This window comes from Allopusillimonas ginsengisoli (genome assembly GCF_004153455.1).
GTDB classification, from domain to species: domain Bacteria; phylum Pseudomonadota; class Gammaproteobacteria; order Burkholderiales; family Burkholderiaceae_B; genus Allopusillimonas; species Allopusillimonas ginsengisoli.
Genome location: NZ_SDQE01000003.1, coordinates 236462 through 251361 on the forward strand (window position 1 = coordinate 236462; position 14900 = coordinate 251361).

Here is a 14900-nt window from a genome sequence, read left to right on the forward strand (position 1 = left end):
AAAGACATTTTATAATGCCAAGCTACATGGCAACCGAAACCCACCCTCCCCTGTCTCTTCCTTCCACCCGCAAAACGCTTTCTGCGCTCAGGCCAGGCCAGCGGCTGCAACAGCTCCAGCCACCCGGCTCCGGCGATGCATGGCTGCTGGCGGATCTCGCCCGCGCGTCGAGCAAGACGATTGTTGTCGTCTGCGCCGACCCGCTGGCGGCGCAACGCTTATCCGAAGAAATCGTGCTGTTCGCGCCAGACCTGCGCGTACGCCTGCTGCCCGACTGGGAGACCCTGCCTTACGACAGCTTTTCGCCGCACCAGGATCTGGTATCGGATCGCCTGCGCACACTGCATGCCTTGATGCAGCATAGTGTAGATGTACTGATTGTGCCAGTCACCACGGCACTGTATCGCCTGGCGCCGCCCGAGTTCATGGCGGCCTATACGTTCTCCTTCAAGCAGGGCGACGCGCTGGATGAAGAAGGACTGCGCCGCCAACTGACGCTGGCCAACTATTCGCATGTCACCCAGGTCACGTCTCCTGGCGAATTCTGCATACGGGGCGGGCTGATCGATCTCTTTCCGATGGGATCCATCCTGCCGTACCGACTGGACCTGTTCGACAACGAAATCGAATCCATCCGCAGCTTTGACATCGACACCCAGCGCAGCCTGTATCCGGTCAAAGAAGTGCAACTGCTTCCAGGGCGCGAGTTTCCCATGGACGAAGCGGCCCGCAACCAGTTCCGCGCCCGCTTTCGTGAAACATTCGAAGGCGACCCCTCCCGCGCGCTGCCTTACAAGGATATCGGCAACGGCATTGCCTTCGCAGGCATCGAGTATTACCTGCCCTTGTTCTTCGATCACACCGCAACGCTGTTCGACTATCTGCCGGAACAGGCCATTACGGTCACGCTGGGCGACATCACACAGGCCATACAGCGCTTTGCGCAGGATACCCATAGCCGCTATCAGTTCCTGAAGGTTGATCGCGAACGGCCCATTCTGCCGCCCGAAACGCTTTTCCTTAACGAAGAGGCGCTCTTCAGCGGCTTCAAGCCGTTTGCCCGCCTGGCTCTTACGGCGGGGCAACCTCATCCTGATTTTCATGCCGCGCCCGATGTCGCCGTCGCACGCCGGGCCGAAGATCCTATTGCCAACCTGCGGCTCGCGCTGCAGGTAAAGCAAGACCGCATCGTGCTCTGCGCGGATAGCGCGGGCCGGCGCGAAACTCTGCTACAGATGCTGGCAGAGTTCAACCTGATACCTGACACCAGCATCGACACTCTGCAGGACTTTCTTGCTTCAGAAAGCCATTTTGCATTGGTGGTGGCCCCGCTCACCACAGGGTTCGGGCTGGTCGAACAGACCCTCACCCTGCTCACCGAAAACGATCTTTATCCCGCGCAGGCGCGAACGCCTCGCCGCGGCAAGCGAACACAAGAGCGCAGCAGCGATGTCGAAGCCATGGTGCGCGACCTCTCCGAGCTGCGCGAAGGCGATCCCGTGGTGCATGCGCAGCACGGGATCGGCCGGTACCAGGGTCTGATCGAAATGGATCTGGGCGAAGGCCAGATGGAATTTCTTCATCTCGAATACGCCACCGGCAGCACGCTTTACGTACCGGTAGCGCAGTTACACGTCATTGCACGCTACAGCGGCTCGGATCCAGAGCACGCACCGCTGCATCAGCTGGGATCGGGGCAATGGGATCGCGCGCGCCGCAAGGCGGCCAAACAAGTACGCGATGCCGCCGCCGAGTTGCTGGCGCTCTATGCGCAGCGCGCCGCGCGCGAAGGATTCCGCTTCAATCTGTCGCCAGCAGACTATCAGGCCTTTGCCGAGGGTTTTGGCTTTGAGGAAACGCCTGACCAGAGCGCCGCCATCGAAGCCGTGCTGGGCGACATGACCTCCGGCCGCCCGATGGACAGGCTGGTTTGCGGCGATGTCGGCTTTGGCAAGACAGAAGTAGCCCTGCGCGCCGCCTTCCTGGCTGTCATGAATGGCAAGCAGGTGGCCTTGCTGTGCCCCACCACACTGCTTGCAGAGCAGCATGCGCAGACATTTGCCGATCGCTTTGCAGACTGGCCGGTAAGAATCGCCGAAATGTCTCGCTTTCGCTCCGGCAAAGAGGTCAGTGCAACCATAGACGGCCTGAACACAGGCAAGGTCGATATTGTCATTGGCACGCACAAGATATTGTCCAAGGACGTGCGGTTCAAACAGTTGGGACTGGTCATTATCGACGAAGAGCACCGCTTTGGCGTGCGCCAGAAAGAGGCGCTCAAGGCACTGCGCGCAGAGGTCGATGTGCTCACGCTCACGGCAACGCCCATTCCGCGCACCCTGGGCATGTCGCTCGAAGGCATAAGGGATTTCTCCGTGATCGCCACCGCGCCACAAAAGCGACTGGCCATCAAGACGTTTGTGCGGCGGGAAGACGGCAGCACGATACGCGAAGCCATATTGCGCGAGCTTAAGCGTGGCGGGCAGGTTTACTTTCTGCACAACGAGGTCGACACCATACAGAACCGCCGGGCCAGGCTGGAAGAGCTTGTGCCGGAGGCGCGTGTCGCCGTCGCGCATGGCCAGATGCACGAGCGCGAGCTCGAAGACGTCATGAAAGGCTTTTACCAGCAGCGCTACAACGTGCTGCTGTGCACAACCATTATCGAAACCGGCATCGACGTTCCCACCGCCAATACCATCGTCATACACCGGGCTGATCGTCTGGGCCTGGCACAGCTGCACCAACTGCGTGGCCGTGTGGGCCGCTCCCATCACCAGGCGTATGCTTATCTGCTCACGCCTGGCGAAGACGCGATGACCTCCAATGCCAAAAAACGCCTGGAGGCCATTCAGGCCATGGAAGAACTGGGTGCGGGATTCTTTCTGGCCATGCATGATCTGGAAATACGCGGAACTGGCGAAGTACTGGGCGAATCCCAGTCCGGCAACATCCACGAAATCGGCTTCTCGATGTATTCGGACATGCTCAACGCAGCCGTCCGAGCGCTCAAATCGGGCGAGGAACCGGATCTCGACTCGCCCTTCGAAGCACTGTGTGAAGTCAATCTGCACGCCTCCGCGCTATTGCCGGCGGCCTACTGTCCCGATGTGCACGCCCGCCTGGGGATGTACAAAAAGCTGTCCCATGCGCGCAACGAGGACGATCTCATTCTGATACAAGAAGAACTCATCGACCGATATGGCAAGCTGCCCGAAGCGGCACAGACCCTGCTGGCGACGCATCGCCTGCGTATCATTGCCGAGCCTCTCGGTGTGGTCAAGATCGATGCGAGTGAATCCCAGGCGACCATCGGCTTCAGCAGCAAGCCCAATGTCGATCCCTTGCGTATTATTGAGCTAGTGCAGAAGCGTCGCGACGTAAAGCTCGCCGGCCAAGACAAGCTCAGGCTCGACATCAAGCAGGGACAGCAGGTGGCTGCGCGCATAGACGCCGTGCGGAGTGTGTTGCGCGCGCTGGCTTGAGTGCTGGTGAAAATCTGCGGCGCGACGCACGCCAGCGCGGGCCTTCGCGCTGGCGCGTCGGGCGTCAGCGGCTCAGGCGAAACCAGTTCAGAATGGCGTCCAGCGGGCTGAAATTCAGCGCGTATCGCGCTTGCTGCCGCACAATGGGTTTAGCCCGGTAGGCAACCGAGTAAAGTGATTCCGCCATCATCTTCAGGTCGTTGGCCCCATCGCCGACCGTAATGATTTGCGCGGCCGTCGCGCCCACGTCTGCCGCCAGTTGACGCAGATGCAGCGCTTTCGCCGGCGCATCAACGATATCGCCCAAAACACGGCCTGTCAGCACGCCATTGCGTACCTCCAGAACATTGGCATGGCAGACATCCAAGCCCAAACGTTGCTGCAGCCGCCCGGTAAAAAAGGTAAATCCCCCCGACACCAGCAAAGTCTTGAGGCCATGCGCTTTTGCGGCGTCGATCAAGGCCTGGGCGCCCGCATTCAACTGCAGCCGTTCCGTGTAGACCTGCTCCAGCGCCTGTTCTGGCACGCCCTCAAGCAATGCCACGCGACGCGTCAGGCTTTCCTTGAAATCGGCGATTTCACCGCGCATCGCGGCTTCGGTGATGGCGGACACCTCGGCCTTGCGGCCCACGGCAGCAGCAATTTCGTCTATGCACTCGATATTGACCAGCGTGGAATCCATATCCATGGCCAGAATGCGACAATCGCGCAACAGTGCAATCTGATCGAAAAAGGCGTAGTCCATGCCTGATTCAAAGCAATACTGCCCCACTGCTGCGAGATCGCTGCCATCGGCATCGAGCAGCCGCACTGCGGTCGGGTTCAACGTCTGAATACCGCTCGCATTCGTGAGCGCGGCAACTTTTTCAATATGAGAGGCATCCAGGTAAGGCGCCTGAAGAATAAGGTGACTCATGAGGCGGTACTGGCGCCGCGGCCTTGCTTGCGGCGGCGCAAGAGATAACGAAAAACGAAACCAGGATAACCCAGCACCAAAAAGAGGCTGAGCGTGATGGCGTAGAACTCCCAGGTCTGCGCAAAGGGATTGCCAATGCTGGCTTCGAACGCAAACCCCATTGTGCCGACAAGCAGGTAAAACACAAAAAGCTCAATCATGCGGTCGATGAATGTTTTTTCGATGGCACGGCCGCGGCTGCGCCACCCTGGATAGGCCAGCAGCAGCATCGGCAACACAATCGCGCCCAGCAAGCGTCCGACAAACAGCAACAGCGAAGCCGGATCCGAGGCCAGCAGGATCGCATCGGAAATCAGGCTGTAGCCGACCCAACCCGCCGCCAACAGCACTGCGAAGTAGAGCAGGCTCAGCAAGCCGCGCGACCATGAAGCAAGCTCGGCTTCGCCCTTCTGCGCCCAGGGCAGCACAAGAAAAGGACGTTGCATTACGAAGGGAAGATTGGCCGTGATCAGCGCAAAGCCGATCACCACCCATACAGCAAAAGACTGATTCATGCCTGTCCTGTGTTTTGCCGGCGTAGAGCCGCCGGCACCGTATAGTGCGCGCTATCCGATTTACTGGAAGCGCAATGAACTTTCGATGACACTGACACACAAGGCCATCAGGCCGCCAGGCAGCACGCCCAGGAGGATGATCAGCAAGCTGTTGACCGACATCACGCCGCTGGTGACGATGCCATGCGAGAGCGGAGGCTGCTCGCCTTCAGGCTCATCAAAATAGGCAGCCTTGACCACGCGCAGATAATAGAACGCGCCGACCAAAGAAAACAATACAGCCACGACAGCCATCGTCACATGACCAGTTCCGACCAGGGCCTGCAGCACGGCAAGCTTGGCGTAGAACCCGGCCAGCGGTGGAATCCCGGCCAGCGAAAACATGGCCAGCATCAACATGCCTGCCAACAAGGGATTGCGGCGGTTCAGGCCTTTCAGGTCGGAGATCTGATCGCACTCGAAGCCGCGACGGCTCAGCAACAGAATCAAGCCGAAGGTGACCAGCGTTGTCAGCACATAGATAATGACGTAGAACAGGGACGCGCCGTACGCCATGGCTTCTGTGCCCGTCTCGCTGACCCCGGACAACAAGCCCAGAAAAACAAAGCCCATCTGGCCTATCGTCGAATAGGCCAGCATGCGCTTGAAGTTTGTCTGCACAATGGCCGTGAGGTTGCCGATCGCCAGCGACAATACTGCCAGAATCATCAGCATGGGTTGCCAATCCAGCGCAATACCATGCAGCCCCTCGATCAGCAGACGCAGCGTAATGGCAAAAGAGGCCAGCTTGGGCGCTGCCGCCACAATGAGCGTCACCGACGTGGGCGCGCCCTGATAGACATCTGGCGTCCACATATGGAAGGGCGCGGCGGCCAGCTTGAAGGCCAGGCCAGCGACAATGAACACCACGCCAAACACCAGGGGCAGGCGTTCCGCATTGCCACTGCCGATAACCTGGGCAATCAGGCGCAGATTCAGTTGGCCAGTGGCGCCATAGATCATGGACATGCCATACAGCAGCACGCCTGACGCCAGCGCGCCAAGCACAAAATACTTCATGGCCGCTTCGGTTGCCTGGACATCGTCGCGACGCAAGGCCACCAGCGCATACAGGGCGAAGGACATGAGCTCGACACCCAGGTACACCGTCAGCATGCTGCCCGCGGAAATCATGACAAACTGGCCCAGCAGGGTCAGCAGCGTCAGCGAGTAGAACTCGCCGCCATTACTCACCATGCCGCGCGCCTCGACATACTCGCGCCCGTAGATAAGGGTGGCGGCCACGGTGATGCAGGACAGTAGTTTCAGGAAGTGCGACAGCGAATCGGCCACATAGAGACCGCCGAATGAATTGCCCTGTACCCCCGTATTCCACTGCCAGAGCGAAACCAAAGCCAGCGCAAGCACTGCCAGAATACTGAACACAAACGTTGCGCGGCGCGACTCGGACTTGCTGAACGCATCGAGCAACAGGGCCGCGCAAGCGAGGATCAACAGCAGAATCTCGGGCGTGGCCAGGGCGAAATGATATTGGTTTTGCATGATAGTTCAGGTCTACAGTTTCGAGACGGAGACGTGCTGCAGCAAGGCCTGCACCGATACGTGCATGACATCCGTAAACGGCTTGGGATGTATCCCCATATACAGCACCGCTATGGCCATGACGCCCATGATGAAGAACTCGCGCCCGCTCAGATCGGACATGCCGCGCACGTTGTCATTGGCGATGGGGCCAAAGGCCACGCGCTTGACCATCCACAAGGAATACGAGGCGCCCAGGATCAAGGCAATGGCCGCCAGCAGGCCCACCCAGAAATTGTGTTCGACGGCTCCCATGATGACCGTAAACTCACCAACAAATCCGCTGGTGGCCGGCAAGCCGGCATTGGCCATGGAGAAAAGAACGAAAAAGGTGACGAATCGGGGCATCACATTGATGACGCCACCATAGTCATCGATACGGCGCGTATGCAGACGGTCGTACAGAACGCCTATGCACAGGAACATCGCACCCGAGACGAAACCGTGCGAGATCATCTGTATGATGGCGCCCTCGACCCCGGCCGTATTGAAGATGAAGAAGCCCAGCGTGACGAAACCCATGTGGGCCACAGACGAATAGGCCACCAGCTTTTTCATGTCGTCCTGCACAATGGCCACCAGACCGATATAGATCACCGCGATCAGCGACAACACAATCATCATGCCTGCCAGGCTGTGCGATGCATCTGGCGTGATCGGCAGAGAGAATCGCAGGAAACCGTAAGCGCCCAGCTTGAGCATGATGGCGGCCAGCACCACAGAGCCACCCGTAGGCGCTTCGACGTGAGCGTCCGGCAACCATGTGTGCACCGGCCACATCGGCACCTTGACCGCAAAAGCTGCCAACAGTGCAATGAAAATCAGTATCTGCGGCGTGTAATCCAGCTTCAGGGCATGCCAGGTAAGAATATCGAATGACCCATCCGCCGCATGCCAAAGATAGATAAAGGCAACCAGGGTCAGCAACGACCCCATCAGCGTGTAGAGAAAGAACTTGAGCGCGGCATAAACACGATTTGGACCACCCCACACCCCGATAATCAAATACATCGGAATCAGGGTGGCTTCGAAAAATACGTAGAACAGCATGCCGTCCAGCGATGCAAACACGCCGACCATCAGACCCGACAGGATCAGAAATGCCGCCATGTACTGCGACACACGACTGGTGATCACTTCCCAGCCTGCAAGCACCACGATAACCGTAATGAAAGCAGTCAGGAGAACGAACCAGATCGAGATGCCGTCGATGCCCAGATGGTAATTGATGGAAAACGTGGAGATCCACGGCGCCAGCTCGACAAACTGCATGTCCGCGGTGGAGGCGTCAAAGCCTGTATAAAGCGGCAGAGTGACCAGAAAACTCACAATCGCGCCGATCAACGCAATCTTGCGAGTCAGTCCGGGACGATCATCGCGGCCAAAAAGCAGCACAATCAAGCCCGCAACAATGGGAACGAAGATCGCGAGCGTTAACCAGGGAAGAGTAGAAGACGCCATATCGCTAGCCATCATTGAACCGTCAGTACAAAAAAGGAGATTAAAGCCATGATCCCGACGATCATCGCAAAGGCGTAGTGATAGATGTAGCCGGACTGCAGGTGCCGGCTGATGGCGGCCACCAGGCCGACCATGCGCGCACTGCCGTTGACCAGCAGGCCATCGATCAGGCCACGATCGCCTGCCTTCCAGAGCCCTATTCCCAGGCCGCGCGATCCGCGCGCCACCACTTGCTCGTTGAACCAGTCGGCATAGTACTTGTTATCGAGCACACGGTTGACAAACGACAGGTTGCGAGCGATCGCGGCAGGCACGCGCGGGTTGATCACGTAGCAATACCAGGCCACGACAAAACCCGCGACCAGTAGCCAGAACGGCAGCGCGGTGAAGCCGTGCAGGGCAAAGGCCACCCATCCGTGCCAGTGCTCGGCAAGGTCTGCCATGGCGCCGTGCTGGGGCAGATTGGCAATCACACCATCGAAATAGCCGCTGAAGAGCAACGGATCAATAAACCAGGCCCCGGCGATCACCGAAGGTATGGCCAGCAAGGCCAGCGGCAGCGTGACGACCCAGGGCGACTCCTTGGGCGTGCCACCATGATGGCCGTGATCGTCATGGGCCTGATGATCGTGTTCGCCATGTGATTGCGTCGGGAAGCGCTCTTTGCCATGGAAGACCAGGAAGTACACCCGGAACGAATATAGCGAAGTCACAAATACGCCGATCAGCGTCGCGTAGTAGGCAAAGCCCGCACCCCATACATTGGCGGCGCCGGCCGCTTCGATAATGTGCTCCTTGGAGTAAAAGCCCGCGAAGAAAGGCGTGCCGACCAGGGCAAGCGTACCCAACAGAAAGGTAATCCAGGTAATGGGCATGTACTTGCGCAGGCCGCCCATGTTGCGTATATCCTGATCATGATGCATGCCGATAATGACGGAACCGGCACCCAGGAACAGCAGCGCCTTGAAGAAGGCATGCGTCATCAGATGGAAGATGGCGGCCGAGTAGGCCGATGCGCCCAGCGCCACCGTCATGTAGCCCAGCTGAGACAGGGTCGAGTAGGCGATGACACGTTTGATGTCGTTCTGGACGATACCCAATACCCCCAGGAACAAGGCACCGATCGCACCGATGACGATCATGAAGGACAAGGCGGTATCCGACAGCTCGAACACAGGCGAGAAGCGCGCCACCATGAAAATGCCGGCCGTCACCATGGTTGCGGCGTGAATAAGCGCCGAGATAGGCGTGGGGCCTTCCATCGAATCCGGCAGCCAGGAATGCAGGGGCACCTGAGCGGACTTACCCATGGCGCCGACAAACAGGCACAGGCAGGCTACGGTAACCAGTTTCCAGTCGGTGCCCGGGAACACCAGGGTGTCGAGCTTGTCCGTCTGCGCGAACACATCGCCGTAGTGCATGCTGCCGGTATAGGCGAACAATAGTCCAATGCCCAGCACGAAGCCAAAGTCGCCCACCCGGTTCATCAGGAAGGCCTTGAGATTGGCAAAAACGGCTGTAGGGCGCGTGTACCAGAACCCGATCAGCAAATACGAGACCAACCCCACCGCTTCCCAACCGAAAAACAGCTGAACCATGTTGTTGGACATGACCAGCATCAGCATCGAGAAGGTGAACAGGGAGATGTAGGAAAAGAAGCGTTGATAGCCGGGGTCGTCCACCATGTAGCCAATCGTGTAGATATGGACCATCAGCGAAACGGATGTAACCACCACCATCATCAGAGCGGACAAGGGATCGATCAGAAAGCCCAGATCCAGCTTGGTTTCGCCTATCACGCTCCAGGTGTACAGCACGCCGTCATACGTGTGGCCATCCAGCACCTGAAACAGCACGATGACAGAACCAATGAAGGAGATGGCGACCCCCGCGATGGTGATGCAGTGGGCGGCGCTCCGGCCCACGAATCGACCCAGGAAACCGGTGCCGAACAGGCCCGCCAGTATGGCGCCAGCCAGTGGCGCCAATGCGATCAGTAAGTAAAGACTTGGTGAATTCATAATATGTGCAATCCCATCAACCCTTGAGCTGGTCAAGTTCTTCGACGTTGATCGTTTTCAGGTTGCGGAACAGCAACACCAAGATCGCCAGGCCGATAGCCGCCTCGGCGGCAGCCACTGTCAGTACAAAAAACACAAAAACCTGCCCGGCCGAATCGCCGGACCAAGCTGAAAACGCCACAAAGTTCATGTTGGCCGAGAGCAGGATAAGCTCAATGGACATGAGCAGGACGATAAGATTGCGGCGGTTCAGGAAGAAACCAAAGATACCGATGGCGAACAGGATGGCGCCCAGTATCAGATAATGTGCAAGCGTCAGCGTCATTTTTGCTCCCTTTGTGCAGGCTCAGCCGCCGGGTCGGGTGTTTCGGTTTGCGACGGGATGGCCACCAGGCGCATGCGATCCTCGGCGCGCACCCTGACCTGATCAGAGGGCCTGTTGCGCTTGACATCGCTGCGCTTGCGCAGCGTCAGCGCGATCGCGGCAATCATGCCCACCAGCAATATCACGCCGCCCACCTGCACCGCATACACATAGTCGGTGTACATGGCGATCCCTAGCGCGCGCGTGTTGTCGTAATCGTCGGCGATGGGTGCGGCAGGGCCGGCGCCCAGCCACGTGCGGGCGAGCACAAACGCCATCTCCAACACCATGATCAGGCCGATCAACAGCCCCAGCGGCAGATAGGTCTTGAGACCAGAGCGCAGGGTTTCCATGCGCACATCGAGCATCATGACCACAAACAGGAACAGCACCATCACGGCGCCCACGTAGACCAGCACCAGCAGCAAGGACAGGAATTCAGCGCCCAGCAGCATCCAGATCATGGATGCCGTGAAAAAAGCGAGAATAAGGTGCAGCACACCGGTGACAGGACTGGTCGCCGTGATGACGCGGAACGCCGCGACCACCAGCACCAGCGCCAGCAAATAGAACAGGACAGTAGAAAAAATCATAGGTGTCTGGTCCGCCATCAACGATAAGGAGCATCTTCGGCACGGCGGCGCGCTATTTCGGGCTCGTAGCGGTCGCCGATGGCCAGCAGCATGTCTTTGGTGTAGTACAGATCGCCACGTTTTTCACCGTGGTACTCGGAAATATGCGTTTCGACGATGGAGTCCACCGGACAGCTTTCCTCACAGAACCCGCAGAAGATGCACTTGGCCAGGTCAATGTCGTAACGGGTGGTCCGACGGGTGCCGTCTTCGCGCTCGGCCGATTCAATGGTGATGGCCAGCGCAGGGCAGACCGCCTCGCACAGCTTGCAGGCGATGCAACGCTCTTCGCCGTTGGGATAACGGCGCAAGGCGTGCAGCCCGCGAAAGCGCGGGGACGCCGGCGTTTTTTCCTGCGGATAGCGCAGCGTCACCTTGCGCTTGAAAAAATACTTGCCAGTCAGGCGCATGCCCTTGAGCATCTCGGACAGCATCAGACTGCCGAAAAAATCCTTGATCGCTTCCATAATTTAGCCCCTGTGTCCTATTGCCATATATTCCAGGGCGTTTGCATCCAGATCGCCACCAGCAACAACCATACGCCTGTGAAAGGAATAAACACCTTCCAGCCCAGGCGCATGATCTGGTCGTAGCGATAACGGGGGAACGTCGCACGGAACCAAACAAACATCGAAACCACGACAAATGTCTTGATGCCCAGCCAAATCCAGCCAGGCACCCACGTGAAGGGCGCAAAATCCAGTGGCGCCATCCAGCCACCGAGGAACATGATGGCCGCCAGTGCCGACAGCAGAATCATGTTGGCATACTCGCCAAGGAAGAACAGGGCAAACCCCATCCCTGAGTACTCCACCATATGACCGGCCACAATTTCGGATTCGCCCTCGACCACGTCGAAGGGATGGCGGTTGGTTTCGGCCACGGCCGACACCACATAGATGACGAACAAGGGCAACAGCGGCAGCCAGTTCCAGGACATGAACGTAATGCCCATGGAGGCAAACCAGCCTTGCCCCTGCCCTTCGACGATACCGCTCATATTCAGCGTACCGGACACCAGCAGGACGGTGACCAGCACAAAACCGATGGCGAGCTCATACGACACCATCTGCGCGGCAGCGCGCAGCGCGCCCAGAAAGGCGTATTTGGAATTGGAGGCCCAGCCAGCAACGATCACCCCATAAACGCCCAGGGAGGTAATCGCCATCAAGAACAGCAGGCCGGCATTGATGTCGGCCAGCACCACTTCAGGCCCGAAAGGAATCACGGCCCAGGCTGCGAGCGCGGGCATCAGCGTGACCACCGGCGCCAGGATGTACAGCACCTTGTTGGCCTTGCTCGGGACGATGACCTCTTTGGTGAGCAGCTTGAAAACGTCCGCGAACGGCTGCAGCAACCCTCGGAACCCGACGCGGTTTGGGCCCAGACGCGCATGCATTGCGCCGATCATCTTGCGTTCCCAATACGTCAGGTAGGCCACGCACAGAATAATGGGCACGGCGATGACGACGATTTTCATCAGCGTCCAGACGACCAGCCAGGGGGTGGGTCCAATCAGGTCCGTGCCGAAATTATTGATTACAGTCAGCCACTCCATCAGGCACGCTCCACCGTAAGTTCGCCAAAGCCGCTACCCAGCGCCAGTGTGGCATCGAAAGCCGCGGCAATCCGCAGGCATCCTGGGGCAACTGTTTCATCGAGCTGCACAGGCAGCGTAATCTGGCCATGCGCAGAGCGAATGTTCAGTACGTCTGCTTGCTGCAAGCCAAGGCCGGCCAGTGTTTCGGCGGTCATGCGTGCCTGCGGGGCATGCGACGCAGGGGCCTGTTGCAAGGGAGCGGAACGCCTGACCAGCGCGTCGCTGCGATAAATCGGCACCTCTGCCACACGCTCCAGGCCATTGGGCTTCTGGGAAAGCCCGGGTTGAGCCACGACCTCGTTGGACAGGCGCGCATCGACGCCGCCGACCAACACTGTGTCGCGCACCGATTCCGAGGTTTCGTCATCGAAACCCTGCAGTTCGAACAGGTTGCCCAGGACACGCAGCACCTTCCAGGCTGGGCGGGTATCCGCATAGGGCGCGGCGACGCCCTTGAAGCTTTGCGCCCTGCCCTCGGCATTGACGAAGGTACCCGACGTTTCGGTAAACGGCGCGACCGGCAGCATGACGTCCGCCCAGTCCTGCGCCGCCGAGCGAAATGACGTCAACGCCACCGAGAACCCCGACGACTTGAGAGACTGCACCGCCTGAATGCCGTTGTCGCTGTCCAGCGCCGGTTCGGTATGCAGCACAATGTAGGCCTTGAGTGACTGCTGCAGCATCTGTTCCGCAGTCAGGCCGCCCGATGCAGGCACTGCGCCGGCAAGGTAACCGCCCACGGTATTGCCGCCTGCCGTCAGGAATCCGAACCTGGCGTTGCAGGCCTTGGCCACGGCACTGGCGTTGGCGGAAATCAGCGACGCCAGATTCGACGCAACCGCCATATTGCCGATCAGCACGCCAACGCGCTCTCCCGACGCCAGGCTGGCCGCGATCGCGCGTGCCGCCTCGGACGGTTCCACGCCTGCAAATGCGCCGGGCGCCTGGGCGCCGCCGGTCGCAGCCAGCGCCACCGCCACTTCGGCCAGGGCATTGGGCAGTTGGCTGGGCGCAACCGTCATGCGGCCCGTCACCGGGAACAGCGGATCATCCGCTGCAGAATCGATAAACGACACCTGCGTGCCGGACTTCACTGCCTGACGCAACCGCTGCGCCATCAAGGGATGGTCCTTGCGCAGGAAGGAGCCCACCACCAACACGCGGTCAAGCGTGCCCAGCTCGGCAATCGGCATTCCCAGCCATGGCGTGCCAGGCACCGCCTGATCAAAGGCGGGATCGATCTGACGCAGACGGAAATCCACGTTCTCCGAGCCCAGGGCGCGTGTCAGACGAGCCAGCAGGGCGAGTTCTTCGGTGGTGGCGGTCGGGCTGCCGATCGCGCCGATCTGCTCCGCGCCATAATGTTCGCGAACAGTATTCAGGCCATGAACCACCACCTGCAGTGCGTCGGCCCAGGATGCTTCGCGCCACTGGCCGTCTTCGCCTCTCACCATGGGGTGCGCCAGACGATCCTGCACGTAAAGACCTTCGTACGAGAAACGATCGCGGTCGCTGATCCAACATTCGTTGACCTCTTCGTTTTCAAAAGGCACCACGCGCAACACGCGATCGAGCTTGGATTGCACCACCAGGTTTGCGCCCAGACTATCGTGTGGGCTCACGGAAAACCGGCGGGCCATTTCCCAGGTACGGGCACTGAACTTGAAGGGCTTGGAAAGCAAGGCGCCCACAGGGCAGATGTCGATCATATTGCCCGACAGTTCGGATTCAACAGCCTTGCCCACAAAAGTGGTGATCTCGGCAAACTCCCCGCGGTTGATCATGCCGATTTCCTGGATGCCACCGATTTCCTCGCCAAAGCGCACGCAGCGTGTGCAGTGAATACAACGCTGCATGGCATCCGTGGAAATCAGCGGGCCCATGTCCTTGGCCACGACGACACGCTTGGGTTCCTGATAGCGGGAAGCTGACCCACCGTAACCGACCGCCAGGTCCTGCAACTGGCATTCGCCTCCCTGGTCGCACACAGGGCAGTCCAGCGGATGGTTGATGAGCAAGAACTCCATCACGCTTTTCTGGGCGGCGATCGCCCTGTCGGAGCGGGTGCGTACCACCATGCCATTGGTCACGGGTGTGGCACAGGCTGGCAATGCCTTGGGCGCCTTTTCGACGTCGACCAGGCACATGCGGCAGTTGGCGGCCACGGACAGCTTCTTGTGATAGCAGAAATGCGGCACGTAGACGCCCAGCTTGTGGGCAGCCTGAATGACCATACTGCCTTCTGGGGCTTCAGTTTTGATGCCGTCGATGGTGATTTCGACCATT

At 59.2% G+C, this 14900-nt stretch carries 11 protein-coding genes; 1 reads left to right on the top strand and 10 read right to left on the bottom strand.

All coding sequences use genetic code 11. From position 1 onward, the window contains the following. The first annotated feature begins 14 nt into the window (after positions 1-14). Positions 15-3485 carry a transcription-repair coupling factor gene (gene mfd, locus ERE07_RS09185; protein ID WP_167670795.1) on the top strand — a complete coding sequence of 1157 codons (3471 nt, stop codon included), beginning with the start codon at positions 15-17 and terminating at the stop codon, positions 3483-3485. A 64-nt stretch (positions 3486-3549) separates the two neighbouring features. On the opposite strand, the gene serB is transcribed toward mfd, so the two are convergent. From serB to nuoG, 10 genes are read right to left on the bottom strand one after another with little or no spacing between them, the layout of a single operon-like run. Then, positions 3550-4401, bottom strand: a complete 852-nt coding sequence (serB, locus tag ERE07_RS09190) for a phosphoserine phosphatase SerB (protein WP_130008517.1) — start codon at positions 4399-4401, stop codon at positions 3550-3552. Then, positions 4398-4955, bottom strand: coding sequence for a DUF2818 family protein (locus ERE07_RS22355; RefSeq protein WP_130008518.1), 558 nt, complete (start codon positions 4953-4955; stop codon positions 4398-4400). The genes serB and ERE07_RS22355 overlap by 4 nt, the downstream gene beginning before the upstream one ends. 60 nt (positions 4956-5015) lie before the next feature. Further along, entirely contained in the window at positions 5016-6500 is a 1485-nt protein-coding gene (nuoN, locus tag ERE07_RS09200) for an NADH-quinone oxidoreductase subunit NuoN (protein WP_167670826.1), read from the bottom strand. A gap of 9 nt (positions 6501-6509) precedes the next feature. Next, complete coding sequence (locus tag ERE07_RS09205; protein WP_130008520.1) at positions 6510-8012, bottom strand: NADH-quinone oxidoreductase subunit M; 1503 nt, start codon at positions 8010-8012, stop codon at positions 6510-6512. Continuing rightward, positions 8009-10021, bottom strand: coding sequence for an NADH-quinone oxidoreductase subunit L (gene nuoL, locus ERE07_RS09210; RefSeq protein WP_130008690.1), 2013 nt, complete (start codon positions 10019-10021; stop codon positions 8009-8011). The genes ERE07_RS09205 and nuoL overlap by 4 nt, the downstream gene beginning before the upstream one ends. Positions 10022-10034: 13 nt before the next feature. Further along, on the bottom strand, positions 10035-10343 hold the full coding sequence (nuoK, locus tag ERE07_RS09215; RefSeq protein WP_130008521.1) for an NADH-quinone oxidoreductase subunit NuoK: 309 nt from the start codon (positions 10341-10343) through the stop codon (positions 10035-10037). Next, the gene (locus ERE07_RS09220) at positions 10340-10975 is read right to left on the bottom strand and encodes an NADH-quinone oxidoreductase subunit J (RefSeq protein WP_130008522.1); all 636 of its coding nucleotides are present in this window, start codon (positions 10973-10975) and stop codon (positions 10340-10342) included. The genes nuoK and ERE07_RS09220 overlap by 4 nt, the downstream gene beginning before the upstream one ends. A 17-nt stretch (positions 10976-10992) precedes the next feature. Next, complete coding sequence (gene nuoI, locus ERE07_RS09225) at positions 10993-11481, bottom strand: NADH-quinone oxidoreductase subunit NuoI (protein WP_130008523.1); 489 nt, start codon at positions 11479-11481, stop codon at positions 10993-10995. 17 nt (positions 11482-11498) lie between these two features. After that, positions 11499-12572 (bottom strand): NADH-quinone oxidoreductase subunit NuoH, encoded by a 1074-nt coding sequence (nuoH, locus tag ERE07_RS09230; protein ID WP_130008524.1) that lies wholly within the window; start codon positions 12570-12572, stop codon positions 11499-11501. Then, positions 12572-14899: an NADH-quinone oxidoreductase subunit NuoG gene (gene nuoG / locus ERE07_RS09235; protein WP_130008525.1), complete on the bottom strand. Its 2328-nt coding sequence runs from the start codon at positions 14897-14899 to the stop codon at positions 12572-12574. Before nuoG ends, nuoH begins: the two co-directional genes overlap by 1 nt. Position 14900: the final 1 nt, after the last annotated feature.